The 25,836-nt window shown below is 36.7% G+C and carries 25 protein-coding genes, 2 tRNA genes, 2 rRNA genes and 2 pseudogenes; 19 read left to right on the top strand and 12 right to left on the bottom strand.

Features of this window, described 5'->3' with window-relative positions:
* From BLP77_RS12440 to BLP77_RS12425, 4 genes are all read left to right on the top strand, one after another.
* Window positions 1-138: ribosomal RNA gene (locus tag BLP77_RS12440) — 23S ribosomal RNA — on the top strand; the annotation flags it as partial.
* A gap of 73 nt (window positions 139-211) precedes the next feature.
* Window positions 212-327 (top strand): 5S ribosomal RNA (rrf, locus tag BLP77_RS12435).
* 200 nt (window positions 328-527) lie between these two features.
* A tRNA-Met gene (locus BLP77_RS12430) sits at window positions 528-604 on the top strand.
* A gap of 81 nt (window positions 605-685) precedes the next feature.
* Window positions 686-762 (top strand) — tRNA-Asp (locus BLP77_RS12425).
* A 293-nt stretch (window positions 763-1,055) separates the two neighbouring features.
* On the opposite strand, the gene tnpB is transcribed toward BLP77_RS12425, so the two are convergent.
* The gene (tnpB, locus tag BLP77_RS12420) at window positions 1,056-2,156 is read right to left on the bottom strand and encodes an IS200/IS605 family element RNA-guided endonuclease TnpB (RefSeq protein WP_093857453.1); all 1,101 of its coding nucleotides are present in this window, start codon (window positions 2,154-2,156) and stop codon (window positions 1,056-1,058) included.
* Between the two features lie 216 nt (window positions 2,157-2,372).
* Here tnpB and thiL point away from each other — a divergent pair, with 216 nt between their 5' ends.
* Genes thiL through tsaD form a run of 5 tightly spaced genes read left to right on the top strand, consistent with a single transcriptional unit; the run spans window position 2,373 to window position 5,954 of the window.
* Complete coding sequence (thiL, locus tag BLP77_RS12415; protein ID WP_176753069.1) at window positions 2,373-3,341, top strand: thiamine-phosphate kinase; 969 nt, start codon at window positions 2,373-2,375, stop codon at window positions 3,339-3,341.
* A gap of 10 nt (window positions 3,342-3,351) precedes the next feature.
* Window positions 3,352-3,801, top strand: coding sequence for a tRNA (adenosine(37)-N6)-threonylcarbamoyltransferase complex ATPase subunit type 1 TsaE (gene tsaE, locus BLP77_RS12410; protein WP_093857451.1), 450 nt, complete (start codon window positions 3,352-3,354; stop codon window positions 3,799-3,801).
* Complete coding sequence (gene tsaB, locus BLP77_RS12405; protein WP_093857450.1) at window positions 3,798-4,505, top strand: tRNA (adenosine(37)-N6)-threonylcarbamoyltransferase complex dimerization subunit type 1 TsaB; 708 nt, start codon at window positions 3,798-3,800, stop codon at window positions 4,503-4,505. Before tsaE ends, tsaB begins: the two co-directional genes overlap by 4 nt.
* On the top strand, window positions 4,498-4,944 hold the full coding sequence (rimI, locus tag BLP77_RS12400; protein WP_245686879.1) for a ribosomal protein S18-alanine N-acetyltransferase: 447 nt from the start codon (window positions 4,498-4,500) through the stop codon (window positions 4,942-4,944). The genes tsaB and rimI overlap by 8 nt, the downstream gene beginning before the upstream one ends.
* Window positions 4,941-5,954 (top strand): tRNA (adenosine(37)-N6)-threonylcarbamoyltransferase complex transferase subunit TsaD, encoded by a 1,014-nt coding sequence (gene tsaD, locus BLP77_RS12395; RefSeq protein WP_245686878.1) that lies wholly within the window; start codon window positions 4,941-4,943, stop codon window positions 5,952-5,954. The genes rimI and tsaD overlap by 4 nt, the downstream gene beginning before the upstream one ends.
* A gap of 167 nt (window positions 5,955-6,121) precedes the next feature.
* Here the strand turns inward: tsaD and BLP77_RS12390 are convergent, their stop codons facing one another.
* Window positions 6,122-8,053 carry an ABC-F family ATP-binding cassette domain-containing protein gene (locus tag BLP77_RS12390; RefSeq protein ID WP_093857448.1) on the bottom strand — a complete coding sequence of 644 codons (1,932 nt, stop codon included), beginning with the start codon at window positions 8,051-8,053 and terminating at the stop codon, window positions 6,122-6,124.
* A gap of 77 nt (window positions 8,054-8,130) precedes the next feature.
* Here BLP77_RS12390 and BLP77_RS12385 point away from each other — a divergent pair, with 77 nt between their 5' ends.
* Both BLP77_RS12385 and BLP77_RS12380 read left to right on the top strand, forming a co-directional pair.
* On the top strand, window positions 8,131-8,757 hold the full coding sequence (locus BLP77_RS12385) for a redox-sensing transcriptional repressor Rex (RefSeq protein WP_093857447.1): 627 nt from the start codon (window positions 8,131-8,133) through the stop codon (window positions 8,755-8,757).
* A gap of 82 nt (window positions 8,758-8,839) precedes the next feature.
* Entirely contained in the window at window positions 8,840-10,243 is a 1,404-nt protein-coding gene (locus BLP77_RS12380; protein ID WP_093857446.1) for an MDR family MFS transporter, read from the top strand.
* A 30-nt stretch (window positions 10,244-10,273) separates the two neighbouring features.
* On the opposite strand, the gene BLP77_RS12375 is transcribed toward BLP77_RS12380, so the two are convergent.
* Window positions 10,274-10,462, bottom strand: a complete 189-nt coding sequence (locus BLP77_RS12375) for a YdiK family protein (protein ID WP_093857445.1) — start codon at window positions 10,460-10,462, stop codon at window positions 10,274-10,276.
* Between the two features lie 3 nt (window positions 10,463-10,465).
* Window positions 10,466-11,185: a CPBP family intramembrane glutamic endopeptidase gene (locus BLP77_RS12370; RefSeq protein ID WP_093857444.1), complete on the bottom strand. Its 720-nt coding sequence runs from the start codon at window positions 11,183-11,185 to the stop codon at window positions 10,466-10,468.
* Between the two features lie 228 nt (window positions 11,186-11,413).
* On the opposite strand from BLP77_RS12370, the gene groES reads away from it, so the two are divergent.
* Both groES and groL read left to right on the top strand, forming a co-directional pair.
* The gene (gene groES, locus BLP77_RS12365) at window positions 11,414-11,698 is read left to right on the top strand and encodes a co-chaperone GroES (RefSeq protein ID WP_093857443.1); all 285 of its coding nucleotides are present in this window, start codon (window positions 11,414-11,416) and stop codon (window positions 11,696-11,698) included.
* Window positions 11,699-11,728: 30 nt separating this feature from the next.
* A complete protein-coding gene (groL, locus tag BLP77_RS12360) occupies window positions 11,729-13,360 on the top strand; it encodes a chaperonin GroEL (RefSeq protein WP_093857442.1) in 1,632 nt (543 codons plus the stop codon).
* Window positions 13,361-13,438: 78 nt separating this feature from the next.
* Here groL and BLP77_RS12355 read toward each other — a convergent pair whose 3' ends face one another.
* Window positions 13,439-14,653, bottom strand: coding sequence for a site-specific integrase (locus tag BLP77_RS12355; RefSeq protein ID WP_093857441.1), 1,215 nt, complete (start codon window positions 14,651-14,653; stop codon window positions 13,439-13,441).
* Window positions 14,654-15,354: 701 nt separating this feature from the next.
* Between BLP77_RS12355 and BLP77_RS12350 the strand changes: the two genes are divergently transcribed.
* The 3 genes from BLP77_RS12350 to BLP77_RS12340 all read left to right on the top strand — a co-directional run bounded on the left by BLP77_RS12350 (window position 15,355) and on the right by BLP77_RS12340 (window position 17,536).
* Complete coding sequence (locus BLP77_RS12350) at window positions 15,355-15,849, top strand: hypothetical protein (RefSeq protein ID WP_093857440.1); 495 nt, start codon at window positions 15,355-15,357, stop codon at window positions 15,847-15,849.
* Between the two features lie 191 nt (window positions 15,850-16,040).
* Complete coding sequence (locus BLP77_RS12345) at window positions 16,041-16,943, top strand: nucleotidyltransferase domain-containing protein (protein ID WP_093857439.1); 903 nt, start codon at window positions 16,041-16,043, stop codon at window positions 16,941-16,943.
* A gap of 2 nt (window positions 16,944-16,945) precedes the next feature.
* On the top strand, window positions 16,946-17,536 hold the full coding sequence (locus BLP77_RS12340; RefSeq protein WP_093857438.1) for a Cap15 family cyclic dinucleotide receptor domain-containing protein: 591 nt from the start codon (window positions 16,946-16,948) through the stop codon (window positions 17,534-17,536).
* Between the two features lie 397 nt (window positions 17,537-17,933).
* Here BLP77_RS12340 and BLP77_RS12335 read toward each other — a convergent pair whose 3' ends face one another.
* Entirely contained in the window at window positions 17,934-19,061 is a 1,128-nt protein-coding gene (locus tag BLP77_RS12335; protein ID WP_093857437.1) for a trans-sulfuration enzyme family protein, read from the bottom strand.
* Window positions 19,062-19,172: 111 nt separating this feature from the next.
* A complete protein-coding gene (locus tag BLP77_RS12330; protein WP_093857462.1) occupies window positions 19,173-19,787 on the bottom strand; it encodes an FMN-binding negative transcriptional regulator in 615 nt (204 codons plus the stop codon).
* Window positions 19,788-19,914: 127 nt separating this feature from the next.
* Here BLP77_RS12330 and pdxR point away from each other — a divergent pair, with 127 nt between their 5' ends.
* Window positions 19,915-21,294: a MocR-like pyridoxine biosynthesis transcription factor PdxR gene (pdxR, locus tag BLP77_RS12325; protein ID WP_093857436.1), complete on the top strand. Its 1,380-nt coding sequence runs from the start codon at window positions 19,915-19,917 to the stop codon at window positions 21,292-21,294.
* A gap of 140 nt (window positions 21,295-21,434) precedes the next feature.
* Here pdxR and BLP77_RS16055 read toward each other — a convergent pair.
* The 3 genes and pseudogenes from BLP77_RS16055 to BLP77_RS12310 all read right to left on the bottom strand — a co-directional run.
* Window positions 21,435-21,590: pseudogene (locus BLP77_RS16055) on the bottom strand (IS110 family RNA-guided transposase); the annotation flags it as partial.
* Window positions 21,591-21,610: 20 nt separating this feature from the next.
* On the bottom strand, window positions 21,611-22,198 hold the full coding sequence (gene folE, locus BLP77_RS12315; protein ID WP_093857434.1) for a GTP cyclohydrolase I FolE: 588 nt from the start codon (window positions 22,196-22,198) through the stop codon (window positions 21,611-21,613).
* A 1-nt stretch (window position 22,199) separates the two neighbouring features.
* On the bottom strand, window positions 22,200-23,405 hold the full coding sequence (locus BLP77_RS12310) for an MFS transporter (protein ID WP_093857433.1): 1,206 nt from the start codon (window positions 23,403-23,405) through the stop codon (window positions 22,200-22,202).
* Between the two features lie 156 nt (window positions 23,406-23,561).
* Between BLP77_RS12310 and BLP77_RS12305 the strand changes: the two are divergent.
* A pseudogene (locus BLP77_RS12305) lies at window positions 23,562-23,702 on the top strand (rhodanese-like domain-containing protein); the annotation flags it as partial.
* Window positions 23,703-23,768: 66 nt separating this feature from the next.
* Window positions 23,769-24,203, top strand: coding sequence for a hypothetical protein (locus tag BLP77_RS12300; protein ID WP_093857432.1), 435 nt, complete (start codon window positions 23,769-23,771; stop codon window positions 24,201-24,203).
* Between the two features lie 354 nt (window positions 24,204-24,557).
* Here BLP77_RS12300 and BLP77_RS12295 read toward each other — a convergent pair whose 3' ends face one another.
* Both BLP77_RS12295 and BLP77_RS12290 read right to left on the bottom strand, forming a co-directional pair.
* Entirely contained in the window at window positions 24,558-25,058 is a 501-nt protein-coding gene (locus BLP77_RS12295) for a PIN domain-containing protein (RefSeq protein ID WP_245686877.1), read from the bottom strand.
* On the bottom strand, window positions 25,042-25,695 hold the full coding sequence (locus BLP77_RS12290; protein ID WP_245686881.1) for a helix-turn-helix transcriptional regulator: 654 nt from the start codon (window positions 25,693-25,695) through the stop codon (window positions 25,042-25,044). Before BLP77_RS12290 ends, BLP77_RS12295 begins: the two co-directional genes overlap by 17 nt.
* Between the last annotated feature and the right edge of the window lie 141 nt (window positions 25,696-25,836).

Here is a 25,836-nt window from a genome sequence, read left to right as displayed (position 1 = left end):
AAGCCCCCCTCAAGATGAGATTTCCCATCGCTCCTAAGCGAGTAAGATCCCTCAGAGACGATGAGGTTGATAGGTCCGAGGTGGAAGCGTGGTGACACGTGGAGCTGACGGATACTAATCGATCGAGGACTTAACTTCGACCGAAAAGACGTGAAGCTCGATGCTTGGTGGTTTGTATTTAGTTTTGAAGGTACTATACCTAATTGAATAGTCCGGTGGCGATGGCAGAGAGGTCACACCTGTTCCCATGCCGAACACAGCAGTTAAGCTCTCTAGCGCCGATGGTAATTGGGGTGTTTCCCCTGTGAGAGTAGGACGCTGCCGGGCATTACTAATTATAGTCTGGGTTCCAAATAAATGGAGTCAATATCGCGGGGTGGAGCAAGACCGTAAACATCTTGGAATAACATCGATGTAGGTTTTGCGAGGAGTGCCCGCAGCATTGAAATAACAAGCAACACGACGAGCAGTCGGAATTTAATATCATTATAGTCTGGGTTCCAAATAAATGGAATTCAAGTCAATATCGCGGGGTGGAGCAGTCTGGTAGCTCGTCGGGCTCATAACCCGGAGGTCGTAGGTTCAAATCCTACCCCCGCAACCATAATATTCATCGACACTACGTCGAATTAGCTACTCTGCGAGATGAAATCGTAGTGCTCGAAGGGTGCAACCAATTAATCTTGGTCCGGTAGTTCAGTTGGTTAGAATGCCTGCCTGTCACGCAGGAGGTCGCGGGTTCGAGTCCCGTCCGGACCGCCATATTAGCATAAAAGTTTTGAGCCCTTGTGGTTATACAGGGCTATTGTTATTTTAATAACCTATTTTCATCCCCCAACTCCTACATGATGTGTAGGGGTTGTTTTATGTCAAAAGCTCGATATATTTTCTATTCGACCGAATTTTTGCTATGATAGGCATGAAATCGACATACTTGAACCTCTCGCCACTTAACGATCTTACGGACCGTTTGAAGTGGGAGATTCCTAAGAACACCGGCGTAACCGCCAGTTATTGATTAGGCTAACCCCGCTGGACCTGCGGTTTTGATCCATTTAATGGGCCAATCGTAAGGCCTCGTGACGAATATTTTGACTAGCGTTGATATCCCGATCGTGGTGGACACCACATTCAGGACATGTCCATTCACGTATAGCGAGATGTTTAACGTCTTGGTTTTGATAGCCGCAATTCGAACAGAGTTGACTGGACGGAAAGTCCTTCGCTACCTTAATCAGTTGTTTACCATACCATTTAGCTTTATAGGTCAGCATGGATAGGAATTGTGACCAACTGGCATCACTGATGGCCTTGGCTAATTTGTGATTTTTCAATAGATTCGACACTTGCAAATCTTCAACTCCAATAATGTCGTGGTTTTTGACGATATTGAATGCGATTTTATGCAAGTAGTCTTGTCTGATGTTTTGAATTTTTTCATGAAGTTTGGCGACTTTGATGCGTTGCTTCTCCCAGTTTACAGACCCTTTTTGGCGTCTGGATAGAATACGCTGTTCTTTAGCCAATTTCATCTCATATTGGTGAAGGTGTTTGAGATTTTTGTACGTTATTTCATTAGACAGCACAACTAAATCTTTAAGGCCTAGGTCAATCCCCACAGCTGAACCAGTTTTGTCCATGGGCTCAACGTCCGTTTCGACCACAATCGATACAAAGTATTTGCCCGAAGGGTTACGTCTAATGAAGCAATGCAGGATACGGCCTTTAACATCACGGCTTTTCGCAAATTTAACTTTTCCTAGTTTAGGTAATTGGATTCGGTTCCCCATAATCTTGATATTATCATTGGTTAGCTTTGTCTTATAAGATTGGATAGGATACTTTTTAGATTTGTAGCGTGGCGTTCGGGTCTGTTTGTTGAAAAATCGAGAAAAGGCATCCGCGAGGTTTTCTAATGTGGCTTGAAGGGCGATACTGTCCGCTTCTTTTAACCATGGTATTTCTTTCTTAAGTTGTGTCAACTGGGAAGAACAACGGTTGTAGGTTAGGCCTTTTCCAGTTTGTTGGTAAGTATCTTGCCATTTCGATAGAAAGTGATTATAGACAAAACGACTGCAACCTATGGTTTTGTTCATGAGGATGGCCTGATCTTGGGTGGGAAAGAGTCGGAACTTATAGGCTTTTATAACCGGCATTTCCTTCACTTCCTTGTATGTGTTACGTTCATTATAGACCAAATTTACTTAGAATGCAAACGTTTGTTCGGTAATTTGTATTTGTCTTTGATCGACCAATGGAAAGTATTTTAGGAACTGGCGATTCATCTCCCCCCTACTCATTGGGCTACGCCCTACACATTCCTTGAGGAGGGAGTATTCTCGCCAGGAATGATAAAAAGAGGTAACGTATTCATGGAAGAGTTTAATTTTATTAACTCAATCAAGTCCAAATATTATAAGCAATCTTCTGTTATAAAAGGTATAGGCGATGATGGAGCAATTATTAATCCTGTAAATGGTGAACATTTAGTCATATCAACGGATACGATGGTTGAGAATGTTCATTTTTCCCTAGATTATATGGCTCTAGAGGATATTGGCCATAGGGTACTAGCCGCTAATATTAGTGATTTGGCAGCCATGGGTAGTCGTCCTTTGTATTATATGGTGAATATATCGAGTCCATCAACGTACGACAATAGTCAGTTAATACAAATCATGAATGGAATGACAGCTTTAGCTTGTCATTACCAAATGGATTTGATTGGCGGCGATACCACTTCATCTGATCAGTTAGTTATAACGGTCACGGTTTTTGGGGCAAAATTATCATCTTTAAACCGTTTGAGAAGCAGTGCTAAAGAAAATGATATAGTTTTTGTAACAGGGCGTTTGGGAGAAGCCGCATATGGTTTTAAATACATACAAGATGGAATAGCGTCGAAAGATAATTATTTTATCAACCGACATATACGGCCGATTCCTAGAATTGATTTTGCTGAAGAAACGAATGATATTAAGCGAATTTGTTTAAATGATGTGAGTGATGGTATTGCATCAGAATTAAATGAAATTGCCGAGGAATCTAATGTAACAATTGAAATCGATTGGTCTAATATTCCGATTCATCATGAGATGAAGGATTTAGATAAAGCGACATTAAAGCAATTTTCGTTATCTTCAGGTGAAGATTTTGAGTTAGTCGGAACGTGTAGCCAAGATGATTGGGAGCGAATACAAAAAAAGTGCGAATCAAAAGGGATTGCAGTCACACATATCGGTCATGTGTTAAACAACGACCAAAATCAAGCAAAAGTAATATTAAAAGATGAAAAATCTAGACTTGTGCTTAATCGAGACGGTTATCAACATGGTAAATAGGTGATGATTCATGTATACATTTAAAACGAATAATGAAAATGAAACACAAGATTTAGCTGAGACATTAGCTTCTTTTTTAAAGCCTGGTGATGTGTTGACATTAGATGGGGATTTAGGAGCGGGTAAGACAACATTTGCGAAGGGATTAGCAAGGGGCCTTGGTGTAAAGCGAACGGTTAATAGTCCAACCTATACGATTATTAAAGAATATCGTGGCCGACTTCCACTGTATCATATGGATGTATATCGTTTGGAAGACAGTGATGAAGATATTGGATTTGATGAGTATTTTAATGGTATTGGTGTGACTGTTGTTGAATGGTCGAGTTTTATCGAGGAGTTTTTACCTAAGGAACGGTTAGAGATTGAGATTAAGAAAATTGACGACGATGAGCGAAAATTGATTTTAACACCAAAAGGTGAACGTTTCCAAACGATATGTAAGGAGCTTAAACAATGAATGTACTAGGGATTGATACGTCCAATCAACCTATGAGTGTGGCGATTTATCAAGACAATCAATTAGTTTCAGAATTAACCGTTAACATTAAGCGCAACCATTCGATACAACTAATGCCAGCCGTTCAACAAGTGATGGAACAAGCGGGTTTAAAACCTAAAGACTTAAATGAAGTCGTGGTGGCAGAAGGACCAGGATCATTTACCGGGATAAGAATTGGTATGACAACAGCTAAAACGTTAGCTTGGACGTTAAATATCCCGATTAAGACTGTTTCTAGTTTAAAAACCTTAGCTGGACAGCTCATGTATCATAAAGGGTATATCTGCCCTTTCTTTGATGCCAGAAGAGGGAATGTCTATACAGGTCTTTATTTTGCTAATCATGGGCAGATCAAGACCATTGAGGCTGATTGTAATATAGATATGGAAATATGGTTGAAGCAGCTGATAAATCTTGAGGAACCCATCCTTTTTACAAGTCCAAATGGTCATAATTTTAATGAGTTAATAGAAAGTATCTTAGGGGAAAATGCTATTTTGGTTAACCATTCCCTTAATCTACCTAGGGCTGGTATTTTAGTACAGTTAGGACAAGATGTGTCATCTGCTGATATACATAACGTAAACCCGAACTATCAGCGCATGACACAAGCTGAAGCTAATTGGGCTAAGCAACATGAGGAAGGGAATTCCAATGAGTGATATTAATGTACGTGAAATGACGATAGACGATTTACCGGAAGTCATCGTCATCGAGAATCAGTCATTTCAAACGCCTTGGAAGAAGAGAGATTTTCTGTATGATTTAATTAAGAATAAGTTTTCTCATTATTTAATTATTGAAATAGATGATCAGATTATAGGTTACTGCGGTATATGGATTGTTTTAGAAGCAGCTCAAATCACGAATATTGCTGTTTCTCCGGATGAACGTGGTAATCGCTATGGGGAAAAACTGTTTCAAGAGGTGCTTCAATATACAAAGGCAAAAGGTGCAACTGAATTATCTTTAGAAGTAAGACAATCCAATATTGTTGCACAGCGTTTATATGAAAAGTTTGGATTAAAAGCCGTTGGTACGAGGGAAAGCTATTATCAAGATGATGGAGAAGACGCATTAGTAATGTGGGTGAAATTATGAGAGATACAAATGAAATGATATTAGCGCTAGAGACAAGCTGTGATGAAACAGCTGCAGCCGTCGTTAAAGGCGGTACGGAATTATTATCGAATGTGGTCGCGACACAGATGGACATTCATGAAAAGTTTGGCGGAGTTGTTCCGGAGATTGCATCACGTCACCATATCGAACAGATAACAATTGTGGTGGAACAAGCACTAGATGAAGCTAAAATCTCAATGGAAGACATTGATGCGGTCGCCGTAACGGAAGGCCCTGGTCTAGTCGGCGCTTTATTGATCGGTGTCAATGCGGCTAAAACGATAGCCTTTGCACATGATATTCCATTAATCGGTGTGCATCATATTGCCGGACATATTTATGCGAATCGTCTAGAAAAAGACTTTAAATTTCCATTATTATCTTTAGTGGTGTCAGGTGGTCATACAGAACTAATTTATATGAGAGAGCACGGTCATTACAAGTTGATAGGGGAAACAAGGGATGATGCAGCAGGTGAGGCTTATGACAAAGTGGCGAAAGCTTTAAAGTTGCCTTATCCTGGAGGCCCGGTATTGGACCGATTGGCACATGAGGGACATGACCTGTATGATTTTCCTCGGGCATGGTTAGAAAACGGCTCTTATGATTTTAGCTTTAGCGGATTAAAAACAGCTGTAATCAATAAATTGAATCAACTTCAACAAAAACAAGAGTCCTATCGCGTGGAAGACATTGCGGCATCTTTCCAGGCTAGTGTGGTTGACGTGCTTGTCGAAAAAACGTATCAAGCAGCAGAAGAGTTGAATGTTGAACAACTTATTGTTGCTGGGGGTGTATCTGCCAATAAAGGATTACGTACAGCCTTAGAAGGAAAATTTGAGGAGTCACAGATTGACCTCATGATTCCACCGTTATCTTTATGTACGGATAATGCAGCTATGATTGGTGCAGCTGCTTCGATTGAGTTCCGTCGCGGAAATTATAAAGATTTAACATTAAATGCTAATCCGAGCTTAATATTAGAATAAAAAATCCACAGCCCATTTAGGTCGCTGTGGATTAATTTTTACCAAACGCGGTACACCGATGATGATGTTGTGCGCGAATTTTGTGGATAACATCGTCGGTTTTTGTGGATAAAGTGGATAAGTCTGTTGAAAACTGTTTCATTCATGACTTTTCTGTGGATATATTGTTAATCGAATGACTCGATTTCCTGTTGCAGTTCTTCCCATTCTTCCATCAGTTCTTCAAGCGCATTTTCCTGTTGCTTAATCGTATCATTGATTTCCTGAAGCTTAGCGTAATCATTAACATTGTCCGGATTGTATAACTGTGGTTCCATCTCTTCAATCGTTTGTTCATGCTCTGCAATTTGTTCCTCAATGAACTGTATGCGTCGTTCAATTTTTCTTCGTTCGCGCTGTATGTCCTTGTTTGTTGATGAAGCCTGCTTTTGCTTGTTCTGTTTAACTTCAACTTTTTCCATTGCTTTTATTTGAGTTTCTTCCTCAAGTTTTTCCACATAGTAATCATAGTCCCCGATAAAAGTACGCGCTCCGTTCTGACCTAACTCAATGACATGGGTTGCAATTCGGTTAATAAAATAACGATCGTGCGATACGAATATGATCGTTCCAGGGAAATCAGCTAAAGCGGCCTCAAGCACCTCTTTACTATCTAAATCTAAATGGTTCGTTGGCTCGTCCATGATGAGGACGTTCGCTTTTTGGAGCATGAGTTTGGCTAAAAGGACACGAGCCTTTTCCCCACCACTTAACATACCTACTGTTTTTAAGACATCGTCTCCCGTAAATAGAAAATTGCCTAATACGGTTCGAATATCCTTTTCAGGCATTAACGGGTATTCATCCCAAAGCTCTTGAAGTGCTGTTTTATGTGAATTTAAGGTTGATTGTTCTTGGTCATAATAGCCGAACTCAACGTTAGTACCGTACATAATGTCACCGTCAACATATTCGATTCGTTTAAGAATGGCCTTTAGTAAGGTTGATTTACCAATTCCGTTCGGTCCGACAATCGCCATTCGATCCCCACGGTTCACTCTGAAAGAGACGTTTTCAAAAATTGGCCCATCCAGTGCACCATATTTCGCCGATAAGTGATCAACTTTTAAGACATCATTCCCACTTTTTCGTTTTATTTCAAATGAAAATTTGGCCGAATGATCGTCTAGACCAGGTTTGTCCATCCTATCCATTTTCTCAAGCTTTTTACGTCTTGACTTCGCTTGCTTACTAGTCGAATCACGAGCGATGTTTTTCTGAACGTATTCTTCAAGCTTTTTGATTTCTTCCTGTTGCTTTTCATAGCGTTTTAATTCGAGTTCATAGTCTTCAGCACGTTTTCTTAAAAAATAGCTATAGTTCCCGTGATACTTTCTAATCGATTGAAACGCGATGTCATACACGATATTAACCGTCTCATCTAAGAAATAACGGTCGTGTGAGACAATCACAACAGCGCCTTGATAATTCTTAAGGTATGTTTCAAGCCAACGTAGGGTTGGAATATCTAGATGGTTCGTCGGCTCATCTAATATTAAAACATCTGGTCGAGAAAGTAACAGTTTCCCTAGAGCTAAACGAGTTTTTTGCCCACCACTTAAGGCTGAAATCGGTGTATTAAAATCGAAAGAGCCAAAGTTAAGTCCCTGAAGTACGGATTCAATCTCAGCTTCATATTGGAAGCCGCCTTGTTGTTGAAAGGCGTTTTGCTTTTGATCATAAGTCGTTAATAACTGTTGATAGGCTGTTTTATCTTGCATAATCTCTGGGTCAGCCATTTTTAGTTCATACTCACGTAATTCCTGTTCTAATTCGATTAAATGTTTAAAAACAATCTTCATTTCATTCCAGATTGTTTTATCAGAATCTAGACCTGTGTGCTGATCAAGATATCCAACCGTTACGTCCTTTGGTTTGAAGATATCTCCATCATCATAAGGTGTCTGCCCAGCCATAATTTTTAATAATGTCGATTTACCAGCACCATTACGGCCAACGATGGCAATTCGGTCATCATGATGTACTTCTAATTTGATTTTAGATAGAATAAGGTCAGCACCAAAATATTTATTTATATTGTTTAATTGCATAACGATCATTGTTTTCACCTCAACGTGAACTAGTGTATCTATTTTATCATTAATAAGCAATGGGCTATATCAAAGGAGTTTATAAAATGAATGAAGAGAGAATTCCTCGAGCAACAGCTAAACGATTGCCTTTATACTATAGACATTTAAATTTACTTTATAATCAAGGGAAAATACGAATTTCATCAAAAGAGCTAAGTGAATCTATTAAAGTGGACTCAGCAACGATTCGAAAGGATTTTTCCTATTTTGGCGAATTGGGACGAAAGGGTTATGGGTATGATATTGCCCACTTACTACAATTCTTTAGAAACTTACTTGACCAAGATGAAGTAGCAAGTGTCGCGTTGGTTGGAGTCGGCAACCTCGGCACGGCCTTATTACATTACAATTTTATGAAAAAAGGAAACACACAGATTGAAATTGCGTTTGATACGAATCGGGAGAAAGTTGGCGAGAAGATTGGTGATGTGCCGGTCTATCATGTTGATGATTTAGAAAAAGAATTGAAACGTAAGGAGATAAAGGTTGTGATCCTCACTGTTCCTGCAAGAGCAGCTCAGGAAGTGACGAGCCAATTAGTTGAAAACGGTGTTGAAGGGATTTTGAATTTCACGCCTTCACGTTTGTCTGTACCTAGCCATGTTCGCGTTCACCACATCGATTTATCGATTGAATTACAAACGCTTATTTATTTTCTAAAACATAATTAATCGAAAAAGCCCTTCCTTTTTTGTAGGCTAAAGGTTAAAATAGTTCGTATATCGAATTATCTGAAGATTGTGAGGCTTCACCATGGGGAATCTTAGTCATAAATGGTTAGTTGTTTTATCCGTACTGTTTGGTACGTTCGCGGTTATATTAAATAATAGTATGTTGAATCCAGTTTTACCGGAATTAGAGGATGTATTTAATACGGATGCTGTCGGCGTCAGCTGGATTCTTACCATGTTTATGATCATGATGGGTATGACGATGCCTGTTACAGGGTATTTAGGAGATCGCTGGGGTAAAAAGAAGGTTTATATTATCGGACTGGCTCTATTTGCCACAGGTTCACTCATTGGAGCGGTATCACAGTGGTTAAGTATAGTGATTATCGCACGGGCCATTCAAGGTATTGCGGGCGGTTTAATGATGCCTAATGCGATGGCGTTGATTTTCCAAGCCTTCCCTAAAAATCAACGCGGTTTCGCAGTCGGAATCTACGGGGTTTCAGTTATGATTGCACCTGCAATCGGACCAACGATTGGTGGCATGATTGCGGAAAACTTTGATTGGTACTTCTTATTTTTAATTAATTTGCCTTTTGCGTTTATAAGTATGTTTTTCTCAATTAAATTCTTAAAGTCGACAGAACCGGATCCAACACGTGTGTTTGATTGGAAAGGATTTGTTTTAATTACATCAGGCGTTGGCATGGTACTTTACGTCTTAGGTCAAGCGCGCGATTTCGAGCATGCCTTAACTGGATTCAATTTGACGTTACTCGTATTGGGTGCTCTCCTTATTTATATGTTTATAAAGTACGAATTAAAACAGAAAGCGCCTTTATTAGATTTATCCATTTTTAAAGTTAAAACGTATCGCTATTCCATTGTCGCAACATCAGCAGCGTCCATAGGGCTATTTTCTAATTTGTTTTTATTGCCTTATTTAATACAAGATGGTTATGGACTTAGTATGGTGAAGACAGGTTTACTCTTTATACCAAGCGCGCTTGCGAGCGGAGCGTTTATGACCATCGGTGGAAGGATACTGGATAAAAAAGGTCCTAAGCTTGTTGTACCAACCGGATTAATCGTTCTGACCTTTGCGTGTTTAATGTTTGGCTTAGTTGATTTAGAAACATCGTTTTGGGTGTTATTAATTATTAATATTATCCATGGCATGGGGCTTGGTTTTGGAAACATGCCAGCAACGACAACCGGGATGAATGCCATTCCCGATCATTTAGTCGCACAGGGTTCAGCGATGAATAATCTCATTCGCCAAACGGCGTCCTCGTTAGGTATCGTGTTTTTCTCGGTATATTTTGAAATTCGACGTGGAATGTATCAAGTGTCTGGTTTAACTACAAACGAGGCAACATTGGAGGCTATTAACGAAGCGTTTATCGTTGCGGCGGTTATCATCGCGATTTCAGTACCATTTGCCTATAAAATGAAAGGGTATCAAAATGATGATAAAAAGGAATGATCGAGGATTGATCATTCCTTTTTATAATAGCTATTTTTTATGAGAAAAGTAGCGAGCTAGCATACGAATGGCAACACCGAAATCAAGTGCAGCTACAATCGTAAAAATGATGGTTGTTAAATTCCATACGGTCTCATCCGCACTTCTAAGCGCGATATAAATAAATGCTAGTCCCATTAACAAGTACATAAAGGCTATAAATACAGGCGATACCCTCATACTTTAACCTCCAATTAAAATCATTGCAGCATTTTCTAGTTCTTCTAACTGTCTTTCAAGCTCTTCAATATCAATAAATAAATTCATCATAACAGCGAAGGTATTAAGAGCCATATGCACGATGATTGGTACGATAATTCTTTTCGTTTTCACATATAAATAGGCAAAAACAAGACCCATAGCCGCATAAGTTAAAATAAATTTAAAGTCGAAATGTAATAAACTAAACATCAACGCTGAAATAATCGCAGCAATGAAAAAGTTCATTCGTTGATGTAATTGACCAAAGATAATTTTACGAAAGATAATTTCCTCTAGAAGTGGTGCAAACAGAATGGGTAACACGATAAACAATAAGTTATCTTCAATCATCGAAATTAATTGGTTTGTATTTTCAGATGATTGCGTGATTCCAAAAACTTCAATATTAATATAGTTGGCCACAACCTGAGCCAAATATGCCAACACGAAACCGATCACAGACCACTTAAGTACTGTTCCGCCCCCGCCAGGACGTTCTCGCATCTGAGCATTCTTAATGTCGGGTCGTAGGTTTTTAATGATAAAATAAGTCGCAATGGCCATGCTGAATATGGACCAGTAGACTTGAGCATCTACTAAAGTCATGTTATTAAATATTTGGAGTAATAACGGTACACCGATGAGTGCTGAGAATTGTGCTGCTAAATATATTAAGATGATCGACCAGTATCGTTTAGGCAAAAAAATCGTCTCCTTTTAAGTTACGGATTTATAATGTTATTGTACTTGCTGGTTTTTTGATTTATTCTTTAAGGTTTATTTTATAACAAATAAAAAAATGAAACAAAAATTATATATTTTACTTGCAAAAGAAAATAAGATTCATTATTATATTAATTGGAATTAGCACTCGATGGTGTTAAGTGCTAATAATCATCTTCAACATTAAAATTGGAGGAGGTTTTTAACGTGTTAAAACCACTAGGTGATCGCGTAATCGTAGAAGTAGTAGAGCAAGAGGAAAAAACATCAAGCGGAATCGTATTACCTGATTCTGCCCAAGAAAAGCCCCAAGAAGGTAAAATTGTTGCCGTCGGTTCTGGTCGTGTAACTGAAAATGGCGAAAAAGTTGCACCAGAAGTTAAAGATGGTGACCATGTCATCTACTCTAAGTTCGCAGGAACAGAAGTGAAACAAGATGGCAATGAATACTTAGTTTTACGTGAAAGCGACATTTTAGCAGTCGTTGAATAATTAAGAAAAACATAAGGAGGGCATTTAAAAATGGCTAAAGAACTAAAATTTAGCGAAGACGCTCGCCGTGCAATGCTTCGCGGTGTGGATACATTAGCAGATGCTGTGAAAGTAACACTTGGACCAAAAGGACGTAACGTTGTACTAGATAAACAATTCGGTTCACCATTAATCACTAACGATGGTGTGACAATCGCAAAAGAAATTGAATTAGAAGATAACTTCGAGAACATGGGTGCTCAGCTTGTATCAGAAGTTGCATCTAAAACAAACGACGTTGCTGGTGACGGTACAACAACTGCGACAGTTCTAGCACAAGCGATGATTCGCGAAGGTCTTAAGAACGTTACATCCGGTGCAAACCCAGTTGGCCTTCGTCGTGGAATTGAAAGAGCTGTAGAAGTGGCTACAGAAGAGCTTCGTAAAGTGTCTAATCCAATTGAAGGTAGAGATTCAATTGCTCAAGTTGCGGCTATTTCAGCAACTGACGAAGACGTTGGTCAAATCATTGCAGAAGCGATGGAACGTGTAGGTAACGACGGTGTTATCACAATCGAGGAATCTAAAGGATTTAACACAGAACTAGAAGTTGTTGAAGGTATGCAATTTGACCGTGGTTACGCTTCTCCATATATGGTAACTGACCAAGATAAAATGGAAGCTGTTTTAGAAGACCCTTATATCTTAATTACAGATAAGAAAATCTCTAATATCCAAGAAGTGCTTCCTTTATTAGAACAAGTTGTTCAACAAAGTAAACCAATTTTAATTATTTCAGAAGATGTTGAAGGTGAAGCACTTGCAACATTAGTTGTGAATAAGCTTCGTGGAACATTTAATGCTGTAGCTGTTAAAGCGCCTGGATTTGGTGATCGTCGTAAAGCGATGCTTGAAGATATTGCAATTTTAACTGGTGCAGAAGTAATCACTGAAGACTTAGGTCTAGATTTGAAGAGTGCATCAATTGATCAACTAGGTCGCGCATCTAAAGTTGTTGTCACAAAAGAAAATACAACAATCGTTGAAGGTGCTGGTGATGCAGATAAGCTAGCTGCACGCGTCAACCAAATTCGTGCACAATTAGACGAAACGACATCTGATTTTGATAAAGAAAAATTACAAGAACGTCTAGCTAAACTAGCAGGCGGTGTTGCAGTTATCAAAGTAGGTGCTGCAACTGAAACTGAGTTAAAAGAACGTAAACTTCGTATCGAAGACGCTCTAAACTCTACTCGTGCTGCTGTACAGGAAGGTATTGTTTCCGGTGGTGGAACAGCGCTTGTAAACATCTACAAGAAAGTATCTGAACTAGACTTAAGCGGCGATGAAGCAACTGGTCAAAACATCGTACTTCGCGCATTAGAAGAACCAGTTCGTCAAATCGTTGAAAACGCTGGTCTAGATGGATCTATTATTGTAGAACGCCTTAAAAATGAAGAAATCGGCACTGGCTTTAACGCAGCAACTGGCGAATGGGTGAACATGATTGAAAAAGGTATTGTTGACCCTACAAAAGTGACGCGTTCTGCGTTACAAAACGCTGCATCTGTTGCAGCCATGTTCTTAACAACTGAAGCGGTTGTTGCTGACCACCCAGACGAAAATGAAGGTGGCGCCCCTGACATGGGCGGCATGGGCGGCGGCATGCCGGGCATGATGTAATAGCTGCCTGAACCCTTTGATGCACAAGGGTTTTAAATTAGAAATTAATCAAATGCTAACATTTTGATAACATAAGAATTATTTTTTGAGGCTTCTCATTAATTCACCAAATTTTTGAGAAGCCTCTTTTTTCATTTCTTGTGTTACATGCAAATATATATTTTTTGTAGTTTGATCATCAGTGTGACCTAGTCTTTCCATAATAATTTCTAAATTGACATTAGCTTCAGCTAATAATGAAGTATGGGTATGTCTTAGGGAATGAGGTGTGAGATCTTCATTTAGCTGAGCTATCTTTAATAAACGTTTCATTCTAGTTTCAACAACCTTGATTAAAATAGGGTATCCTGGATGCCGCTCTTTCTTCGTAAAAATAAAATCTTCATCATGGTACATATTACGTTTTTTCATTTTAATTTTATTTTGTAAAGCTAAATGCCTTTTTAAGTGAACTATAACTTCTTCATCTATACTAATAGTACGTTTTGATTTTTTGGTTTTCGGTGGTACTAATTGGTACTTAAGAGTGTTATTTGTTGGGTTGTAATAGGTCTTTGTAATTCTTATGGTGTGTTGATTAAAATCTACATCTCTCCACTTAAGTGCGACTAACTCACCTACACGTATTCCAGTAAAAGAAAGTATTAAAAACATTAAGTGGTCTAAAAATAATCCCTTTTCTTTAGCCGTTTGTAAGAGAAGATTTAATTCTTCTTTTTCCAAGTATTTTGGTATTTCGTTTGCTTCTAAATCTTCAACTGATTTTTTAGTTTTTCTTATGTAAGCAAATTCTGTAGGATCTCTTTTGATTTTTTCCATTTCAATTGCTTTTCTAAATATCATTCTACCAGTACGATGAATGCCACTTAAAGTATTATCTGCGTACCCTTTCTCTTTTAAATCATTTAATGCATTTTGATAAGTTTCCCTATTAATATGTTTGAGCTTTAAATTTGCAAGATAAGGTAAAAGGTTATTTATTTCATGTTGTCTTACTCTAATAGTTCCTGGCTTCACCAAATTTGTTTCAGCATAAATAACTAGCCAGCTTTTAGCAAAGTCTTTAAATAATTCCTCAGATTCTTTTATGAAAGTACCAGCTTGAATATCATGTATTAATGATGCTAATGCTAATTCTGCCTCTTGCTTAGTTTTAAATCCACCTTTTGATTTTTGTTTTCTCTTCCCAGTTTTAGGGTCAGTTCCAATATCGACAACAAAAGTATATTTAGCTCCACACGTACACTTTCTTTTTTTGCATGTGCATCCTCTTCTGTAAACATGACCTTTCAATTTATTTAACACCTCTTGAGTAACGTATTTTAATGAATTATTCCCACTATAAAAAAATTAATACATTAACAAACCACTTGTAATAAAGGGCCGGGTGCAATACAAAATAAAGTCCACATGTTTTAAACATACCTTCTCAATATTAACATTAAATAATGGAACTGAACTCGTAGCTATTAAAGAATTGCTAGGTCATAGATCGCCAGATACTACAATTAAATATGCAAAGATAACTCACGAAGGAAAACGTGAGTAACATTAAAGATATTTAATTCAATAATTGAATTTAGACCAATACTATTAAATAAAAAAAGTATACCCGCTTCCTGTTTCTGATATGCTCCTTTTTTAAGTAGAGAGATTAAAAATAAAATTATGGGTCCTTATAAGGGAGTTTTTATTAAGTCCAAAAGATATTACTCCGCAAAAAAGAAATACGGGCTAACAAAACCAATCATAGAAGGAATTTGTAAGTTTTTGTAGAAACTAGTTGATATATGAATTACTGCATTCATTAAATAGAAAGTGACGTAATGAGTTATTTCTTAATGTTGCAAAATGATATTAATGAATCGGGTTGAAGTGAACAACTATTTGGCTGACATAAATTAGTGTTTGCAAACAATATACAGCTTATTGGACATTTTACTAATGGGTTATAGAAGTTAAAGAGGGAACATACTGAAAAGGAATGATTATTAATGTCAGCGAATTTTGTTGAAGAATTAGTTAGTGAGTTTTACCGAATTCAGGGTTATTTTGTACAGACGAATTATTGGATACCTATCATAACTACTCGAACTAGAATTCAAAACGGGAAGACTCAGACTTATAAGGCACAAAGTTGGACGGACATAGATGTGCTTGCAATCAATGATAAAGAGATTCATATTATACAAGTTAAGGCGATAGTTAATGAAAAGAAAGTTGCTAATAAAATTATAGATTATTTTGGAAAAATCGAAGATTATTTAAGTGATGGTGTAGCGCCTGATGGAGTCAATTCGATTCAATGGTGGACAGAAGGAAGGAAAATAAAACGTTTCGTTATACATGAATACTATTCTCCACCTAGCTATTTGCAATTACTAAGAGATAATCACATTGAAGTTGTCGATTTCCAAGAAATATTTAATCACTTAAATACTTTTGTTGATAAGAAAAGAGGTTTAAAAGTGTTTGTTTTTAACAAATGAGCCAGATTGTAGAAAACTTAATTTAGAGGTAGTCTACTTAAACTCTGATCAGTATTTGAATATTATCATGAAGGAATACTTTATTAATAAAACTGAAGAATTCCTTTGTTCTTAATAGGTACGCGTTTATGATATAGTTATATTATTGAATTGAATACTACGAATATTAAAAAATAGTGAGGGGGAGAGCTATGGCTATACCTGCATCAACATTAGAAACCTGGTCGAATCAAGGGGCTACACAAACACCGAAAAGTTTAAGAGAAAAAATAGAAAGAAAGCTAACTGGATCTCAGTCAAAGGTTCAGCGAAAAAATCAACTAGAAATTTATCTTCAGGGATCATATAGAAATAGTACAAACATATATGGAAACAGTGATGTTGATGTTGTAGTTCAAAGTGACGCAACTTTCTTTAGTGATGTTTCGGATTTAGATACACTTGAAAAAGCAATTTATGAGAGAGCATTTAGTGAGGCCACTTATACTTGGGAGGATTATAAGAGCGAAGTAATCGAAACACTTGAAGACTCCTTTGGCGTACATAATGTGGAGGTAGGTAATAAATCAATAAAAATAGATGATGGCACCTATGAAGCTGATGTTGTTCCTTGTTTTGAATATCGAAAGTACACATCCTTTGGGGAAAGTGCCGAAGAAAGAGAATATATACCAGGGATAAAATTCTATACTACAACTGAAAAACGTAGTGTAGTTAATTATCCAAAAGAACACTTTTCAAAAGGAGCTACTAAAAATCAGCGGGTTAGTATGAGATATAAACCTACAATAAGGATATTTAAAAACTTTAAAAAGAAATTGATTGAAAAAGATATGATTAATAAAGAACAAGTTCCATCTTATTTTGTAGAGAATTTATTATACAATGTATCTGATCATTGTTATGATGAGCCAAGCATCGCGACAAGAGTTTATAACGTTCTAAAATGGCTACAAGATAACCGTGAGTCCATGTCACAATTTATATGTCAGAATGAACAGATTTACCTGTTTGGCAATAGTCAAGAACAATGGAATGAAGATGATGCACGCACATTTATAAATCAAGCTATTACGCTTTGGAATGAGTGGTAAAGATGCATGAATATAGTATTGATATAGAACGTAATAAAATTTTCTTTGGATTGGCAGCAATATCTATCATAATTTCGGGTCTAGTAAGTTCTTTCATAAATGCAATAATACTTACTATTCCTTTCATAGAATTTACGGTATCAATAGCAGCTATGGGTTTGTTTGGTATTTTATATTCTCTATTTGATAAGTTTATTTGGAAATGGAAATTACTTAAAAAGATTGGTTTAGTTCAAACACCAAACTTAAACGGCACTTGGAAAGGAGAATTTAGTTCTTCTTATTATGATTTTCAAGAGAGCTTTCCAGCTGTGTTGATTATTGAACAAACGTGGTCCAAGGTTTGCATAAGAGGAAAGTTTAACTATTCTAAGTCATCTAGTTACACAGCATCATTAAAAGTTAATGACGGTGGAGGGATAAATTTGTTTTATTCCTATTACAATGATAAAGATCCTGAACATTATAAGAAGGGCATGAGCAATCACCGTGGCTATGGACGTTTACAAATAATCGACGACTCAATGACTGGCTATTACTTTAATGATCCAACTAACAATAAAAATCATGGGAAACTCATACTTTCAAAGTGAATTTTGGAATATTCAGTAAAGGTCACCCAGTATAGATTTTTGATTTAATAACCAAAAGACCAGGAGAGGTATATACTTTTGGTCTTCTTTGCATTGATTTTAACTTTGACTGGCCTTCTGGAAAAAGAAGACAAAAAACAACAGATTCATTTGCTGCACAGTACTGCACAGTACAAATAGACTGTGCAACATAATATTTTGTTTATTAAAGAATGTACTTTAATTAAAGAAGTTTAATTTATCGGAGTTAAGTCTTCCGCAATCGGGCCATATTGTTGGATAAATGTTCTAATGTTAAATATAAATAGAACCTTTTCCCAAAAGTCAGGGAATATTTCTTCAACTAGCATTCAGAGGCGAATAAGAATTATCCCCTCTGAATGTAATTTTATTTTACTTATTCCAGTGCCTGTAATAAATCTTCTTTGAGATCATCCACATGTTCGAGCCCAATCGATACACGTAATAGATTGGATGGAGCCATTGTTGTGCTTCCTTCAACTGAAGCACGGTGCTCAATGAGGCTATGTGTTCCCCCCAGACTTGTAGCACGGGTAATCAATTGCACCTTTGCAGCAACAGCCATTGCCTCATCCTGACCGCCTTTTACCTGAAAGGACAACATACCGCCGAATGAACTCATTTGCCGAGATGCAATATCATGTCCCGGATGTTCAGCAAGGCCGGGATAATGAACGGCTTCGATATTCGGGTGATGTTTCAAAAAATCAGCCATTGCCGATGTATTTGAACAGTGAGTCTCCATACGCTGGGCAAGCGTTTGAACGCCGCGTAGAGCAAGCCAGCATTCGAATGGAGAAGGCACAGCACCTTTTGAATGCTGCCAAGCCCGGAGATTGGCCAACATGGGGCTATCGGATTTTGTGATAGCTGCACCAATCATTAAATCACTATGTCCTCCGATATATTTGGTCACAGCATGGAGTGAGAAATCAACTCCAAAGTTGAGTGGGCGCTGTAGAACTGGAGTAGCCCACGTATTGTCAACAACGGTGTACGCACCGACCTCTTGCGCTATCTGTGCCACTGCTTCAATATCGGTAACTTTCAGAAGTGGATTAGAAGGTGTCTCAATCCAAACCAGCCCGGTAGGCGCACGTTTTATCACTTTCTCAACCTCATCAAGGTCTGTCATGTCAACAATCACAATGTCAAACTTTGATCCAATATCCGTTTCCGAAAGAAGGGAACGAATACCAAAATACATATCGTTTGGCATAATAACCCGACGTGGTTTATCCGAAGGAAGTGCCTCGATTAATGAAGTAATGGCTGCCATCCCTGATGCGAAAGTGACGCAATCATACCCATCCTCGAGCGATGTGAGGCAATCTTCCAGAGCACGACGATTGGGATTACTTTCACGGCTATATTCGAATTCATTTGGATATGAACCATCTGGAGATCTTTCGAATGTCGTAGAGAGATGGATTGGCATGGTGACCGAGCTCGTTGATTTGTCAATCGAACGCCCGGAGTGAATGGCTTTTGTTTCAAAACGCATACATATTCCTCGCTTTCAAGATTATTGTTATGATGTGTTATCCATGAGCTTTATTTGCTTCAATTGAGATATTTTAATAAGTTTTGTTCATCAAAGAGTACATTTATTCCTTTAATCTATCTTTCTAAGAATTGTTTTCATCTGAGAAGCAATTTCCCTCTCATCTTTACTTGTGGATTGTTCAAGTTGTGAAATAACAAGCTTTAATCGCTCAGGGGAATGATTTTGACTCAACTTTGCCTTTCCTTCGATATTATCGATCTTGATTTTAAATCCAACAATGCCTTTTGCTTGCCCTTCTAAAAAATGAGCATCTAATTGGTCCCATTGATATGAACTATTTGGACCTTCATATTTCAACACCATTTGATGAAGGGAATCCATCATTTCTTTCCCGTCTATGATCTCAAGCTTTCCGAATACATGAGCTGTTACGTAATTCCATGTCGGAACAGCTTGATTTGTTTCATACCAGGAAGACGAGATATAACAATGCGGTCCCTGAAAAATGGCAAGTACCTCCTGTCCCTCTATATCTTTCCACTGCGTATTCGGTTTTGCAAAGTGGCCGTACAAATATCTTTTTTCTTTATCTAAAATCAAAGGAAGGTGGGTTGCATACGGATGACCTTGATGTTGGGAGAATAGCGTAGCGAAGCTGTTTTCCTCCATAATCTCATAAATCACTTCTTCATCTTTGACTTCAAATTGCTTTGGAATATAGATCATCATCACTCCTTATCTATTTTTGTGTTTGAAATATTTTATCGTTCATATAAAATATATTATGATATAAACTGACATTTAAAAAGATACAATATAAAATAAAAAAGCATGTCAGGAGAAATTGCATATGAAAAATTATCTTTTTGCCTTAAACGATAGCTCTCCCAAATACAAACAAATCTACGAGCAGTTCAAATTATTTATTGAACAAGGCAATGTGAAAGCTGATGAACAGCTACCCTCCATTCGGCAACTTGCTGAGTCTCTTCAAGTAAGCCGTAATACAACCCTAATGGCATATAATCAGCTTGTAGCAGAGGGTTATATTCGCGGGGAAGGGAGAAAAGGATATTTTGTCAATCCATTAGAACCATCTTTATACCAGGAATCACCAATCCTCCCTAATAAAAAGAGGGCGAGAAAGAAAGAGTCGGTTCGTGTCGATTTTCGGACAGATGCTGTTGATCAATCCCATTTCCCCTTGAAAATATGGAGGCGAATAGCGAATGAGGTCTTAACGTTACCTGAGAGCTTTCGGTATGGAGAGCCCTTTGGAGAGGTGAGTCTGCGCGAACAAATTGCTGCATACTTACTCCAGTCACGGGGAGTAAGAACAGATGCGGATGCCATTATGATCGGTAGCAGTACACAACAAATGCTTATCAATCTTGGACATATACTAAAGGAAGATTATTCAGGTATTATCGTAGAAGATCCAGGGTTCGATGGTGCAAGGGAAGCTTTTCAATTCCATCATTTTTCACTTGAATATTTACCGGTATATGCAACAGGTGCAGATCTTTCGCAACTTGAACAAATGGATTCAGCTTTAATTTATGTAACACCTTCTCATCACAGTCCGTACGGTGTAAGCATGTCCATTCAACAACGACAAACGCTCATTCACTGGGCAAACAAGGTACAGGGATACATTATTGAAGACGATTATGATAGTGAATTCCGATATATGCAACGGCCGTTTCCAGCGCTCGCTTCTATTGATTCAACAAGAGTCATTTATCTGGGTAATTTTTCAAAGTCTTTTCTTCCAGGACTACGTTTAAGCTATATGGTGTTACCCAAGCAGCTTATAAACCGTTATAAAAATCAGTTCCTGAATTTCGAAAGCTCAACTTCACTTTTTAGTCAATTTACAATGGCTAAATTTATGGAAAATGGGGAATGGAATCGGCACATTAAGCGAATGCGCCTTGTTTATAAACGAAAAATGGAATACCTCGTATCCTTATTAAAAAAATATTTTGGGCAAAGTATATCCATTATTGGCGAACAGTCCGGTTTGTACGTTTTAATTAAGGTATATCTTGGGCATTCAGAAGAATGGCTAATCGAGCGGGCTTTTCTTTATGGTGTTAAAGTTCGACCAACTTCGATTTATTTCATAAAAAACCATCCGGATCGGCCAATGATTAAATTAGGGTTTAGCGGTCTTTCTTATGATGAAATCGAACTTGGTGTAAATCTTTTAAGAAAAGCATGGTTATAAGAGCACCTTTTTTAGATATTCGTTAACTCTCTCAAGGATGTTCTTCAGCAATACTAGTTACAAGACTCATAAAAGGGCTTGTTAATGGGTAGGAGGAGACAATACAGTATCTTTTTAAGAAGAATTTTAATTTTATTAAATAGTTCTACTGGTGTTGGGAATAATCGAAGAGTAGCGATTGCCCCTTTACCTTTGATGTCCTTAAACACTTTTCTAAGTTCAGGAAACACAACATCTACCCATCTATTAATTTGATTGATAGAACTAACGAGCCTTTTTACAATCCCTTCGCGATTAAAAGGTATGTACAATTTTACTAATTTATTAATTGTAAAAAATTGTAAATTTCCCTTTGGTTAAGATCGCCCTTTTTTGTTTGTGTTATAGTGTTACTTCCTGGCTTTTTTACACCTCTTGCACACATACATAAGTGCTCTGCTTCAACTTTTACTATTATTCCTTTAGGCTTAAGTACTTCATCAATGCAATCTGCGATTTCATTTGTTAGTCTTTCTTGAACTTGAGGTTTTTTAGATAAAACATCGACTAATCTTGCAAATTTGCTAAGACCAGCAATCTTTTCATTTGGTATATACCCTATATGACACTTTCCATAGAATGTTACTAAATGATGTTCACAGGTACTATAAAACGTAATGTCATTAATAATTATCCAGTCATTAGACTTTTCTTCAAATAATGTGTTAAGTTCTAATTTAGGGTCTAAATTTATCCCGCTAAATATATCTAAATACATCTTTGCAACTCTATTAGGTGTATCTAATAACCCTTCTCGTTCAGGATCTTCTCCTATTAATTTTAAAATCTCATAGATGTGATAGCTTATTTTTTCCTGTATAATTTTCTTTTCTTCTTGAATATTGTTTTTTAATGAAACTTCCATGTTACCCCACCTCATATTTTATGTTAGATTTATTTTTCATTTTATATGAAAGAATTATAATACCCAGTAAGGAAGTAAAACAGGTAAGAATCCCAATACTGATATACATAAATGGTAATCCAATCAAAGAAGATATTATTGACCCGTAAATTATACCAAATGGTGTAGCCGCTGTTGCTATTATTGATCTAACTGTAAAAACTTGTCCACGATAGTTTTCAGGCGCTAATTTTTGGTATATTGTTGTGCTATAAATGTTCCACATTGGCATTGCACATCCTGCAATAAATTCCAATAAAATTGCAACTCCCAAAATATTTGTGTATCCAAGTCCTAAGAATGTTAAGCCACCAATAAACAGTGCTAACATCATAAAAGATAACTTATATTTCGGTTCATTAACTTTTCCTATTATAAAAGACATTACTATATAACCAAGAGGGAAGGATCCTGCAAATAATCCATATTCAAATGAACCGCCATTCAAGATCTCATTTACATAAGGTACGTGCATTGAAATGGTCGCAAAAACACCAAAATTAGTTACAGCTATAAGTACCCCCATAAATATAAGGATTTTATTATGTTTATACACGTCCAAACCTTTTTTAAATTGATTCCACCACTTTTCTTTTAATTGTCCTGAAACAATTTCATATTTAAATTGCATTAGTAGTGTTATTGAAATCAAGGAAATTATGACTAATAAAACGATTGAATTATTGGTTCCTATAATACCAATTATTACACCAGCAAGTGGATAGGCTATAAATCTAACTAATTGATTAATACTTGCTATTTTAGAGTTAATCATTACAAGTTTTCCTTCATTTACTATAGACGGAATGATTGAATTTAAAGCAGGTTCAAATAAAGTAACTGAATTAAGTAATACGGCAGAATAAAATATAAATATATCATTCCACCCAAAAAAGAAGTTGAATAATAATAAGGTGAATGCAATTAATCTAAAGGATTCTGATAATATCATAACTTTAATCTTTGGCCATTTATCCATATAGGGTGCACATATAAATTGTATTAAAATTTGAGTAGTTATAGTTAATAACCATAGTCCACCCATAGCAAATTTTGATCCTGTTAGTTCATATAATATCCATGAAATTAAAAAAGTCCCAAAAGTTGATGAAAAGATAGATATTGCATTATCAGTAATTAGGATATTAATATTTCTTCTATTGTACATAGGTCACCTCGTTAAAACAGAATCCTTAATTTGTAAAAATAAATGAAATTTTCTAAAAACTATGATATACTTTCTAAAAAATTATAGAATTACATAGAGAATTTCAAGAAGTTAAAGATTTTTATCCTCAATACCAAATACTTAATAGTTTTATTGATCATCACATATTGTGGTGGTGGAATCGCGGCAACTTGGAACGCCTTGTTATTGAACAAATTAGGACAAAAAAATGTTTCTGTCTACGATGGTTCAATGTCAGAATGGACGGCAGATCAATCCCTACCGATTGAAAAATAAAAGTGTAAAACCGAGAATTTGAATCAATAATGAAGGCAATCCGCTTCAAGTCGATTACCCCATTTAATGTCTAAAACGATTCGAAGTCAGTCACAGTTATTTTTTAGGATTTTTTCTAATAACAATCCTAAATCTAGTCTCAAGGACAGACGTATTCAAAATAAAATGAGAACTAATTTAAACAATTTACGTATAGTTTATGGAACAGCATTAGGTGAAATCCCTAAAAATATTGATTCACTAAGTCTTGTATCACCAGCGATTTTCTCAATGGAACAGCTTGGCTATTTTCTAGACACTGCTGCACAGAATGGCGTTAGTACTGATTTGTCTAAAGCTGACGCTGCCCATTTTTGTATATTTTTGACACAATGGCTCAGTCAACAACAATTACTTGAGATCTTTGAGATTTCAAACACTCCAAAGCATGATAGAATTCATGAAGAAATAAATACATTACAAGAAACATTAATTCTGTTTCTCGATGAACACTCAAAATGATAGAACTCTTTCTTTGTTACATAATGTAGCAGGAACAGTGTTCTTATGTGATGTATTTTCGTCTTCGAAGACAATATAAAAATATGGAAAAACGAATTAATTATTTGTTATCCATCCTTTAGAATGTATAGGGGATGGTTTTATGTCTTTAATGACATATTTTTTTGATAATATTACTATAATGGGTGCATTTCAATTGTAATATTCAGTGGTTTATATTTTTCTTTCCCCTTAGTTAAATTTAAAAACAGTGGATATAAATTGCATTTGGTAAGGACTAATAATTCAATAATTGTTCAAATAAGATACGTTTGATTCGGCCAATTTCGGATGGAAAGCGATGATGGTTCGTTGTTAATATGTAGTCACTTCTTCTTGAATTGCTGTAATCCAAACATGAAAATCATTTTGATCAAATTCACGTAGTGGTACAGACATATCTTGTGACGCCGCGATTTCAAGAGCGGTCTCACGAACACAGGCACTTAATTCTATCAATACATCTCCAATGGGGCGATGTTTATTAATTATAGTTTCGACACTATATCTTCCAATTAAACTATTCACTGGTAAGCCCATGTAATACTTGAAAATGGGATCTAAAAAGTGATCGATAAACTTTTCAATCTGTTGAGGTGTGTAAAAAACCTTATTACGATTCTTACCGAGGCCTTTTGAAGCATTTCGGACAAATTCAAATAGACAAACTCTAGAAATAATTGGTTTATAAAGATGGGGGAACCGAGCTGCTTTTAAAAGAGCACGATTAATCCCATCAACACGTAAAGCGCCACATAGTATAGTTGTATCAACGAAAATCTTTGGAGGATTCGAGGCATCATAGATCAAATTCATCAGCGTCCCCTGCTTTCTCGTTGATAGCATTAATTTGTTCGAAAAGTTCGTCAGCCTTTTGGTCTTGTTCTGGTGTTGTAATAAAGGCATTATGCGGTATTTTCCAATGTCCACCACCTGTTTGATAGGCACCAGGAAACTTACCTTTCTCACACATACGACGAATTGTTTGGTCACTTAATCCCATTTTTTTTGATACTTCTTTTGGTGTATAGAATGAAGTTGTCTTCTCTTGTTTAATTTGATATTCAGGAGTTATTTCGTTTATTTCAATAGATTGTCTATTTTCTATCTTTTCACTGAGAATGGATGCTAAAATTTTTCTTCGAATAAGTAACGAATCTTCTTCAGATAAATCACTAATGTTATCGATATATTCAACCAACAGTTCATACTTTTTATCTTTATCGTTATGACTTAATATTTCTAACATTTCGTTTTCAAGTTTTCTTAGTACATGAGCTTTTTCTGAACTAGGAAGTGATAGAGGGATTTTTGATACAAGTGGTGTAAACATACCAACTTTATGCAAAAACCTTTCAATAACGACTTTAAAGACGGCTTTTGCCTGGTCGACATCAATATCTGCTAGAGTTAGTACACTTTCCCACAATTTATCTTGATCATGCTTTTGCATATCAATCAAGTGATTACCTGGTTACTAAAATCTATAAAAATCTAAATCGCCACTGAACCAAGAAAACGTGACATACCGTGAAGATTCTTACTCCATTCCGTTAGAAGAGGGTTCTCACCCTCTGTCATGTACCTACTGTAC

This window comes from Tenuibacillus multivorans (assembly GCF_900103915.1).
GTDB lineage: Bacteria > Bacillota > Bacilli > Bacillales > Alkalibacillaceae > Tenuibacillus > Tenuibacillus multivorans.
Note: the sequence above shows the minus strand (reverse complement) of the source record. Positions and strands in the feature narration are given on the sequence as shown.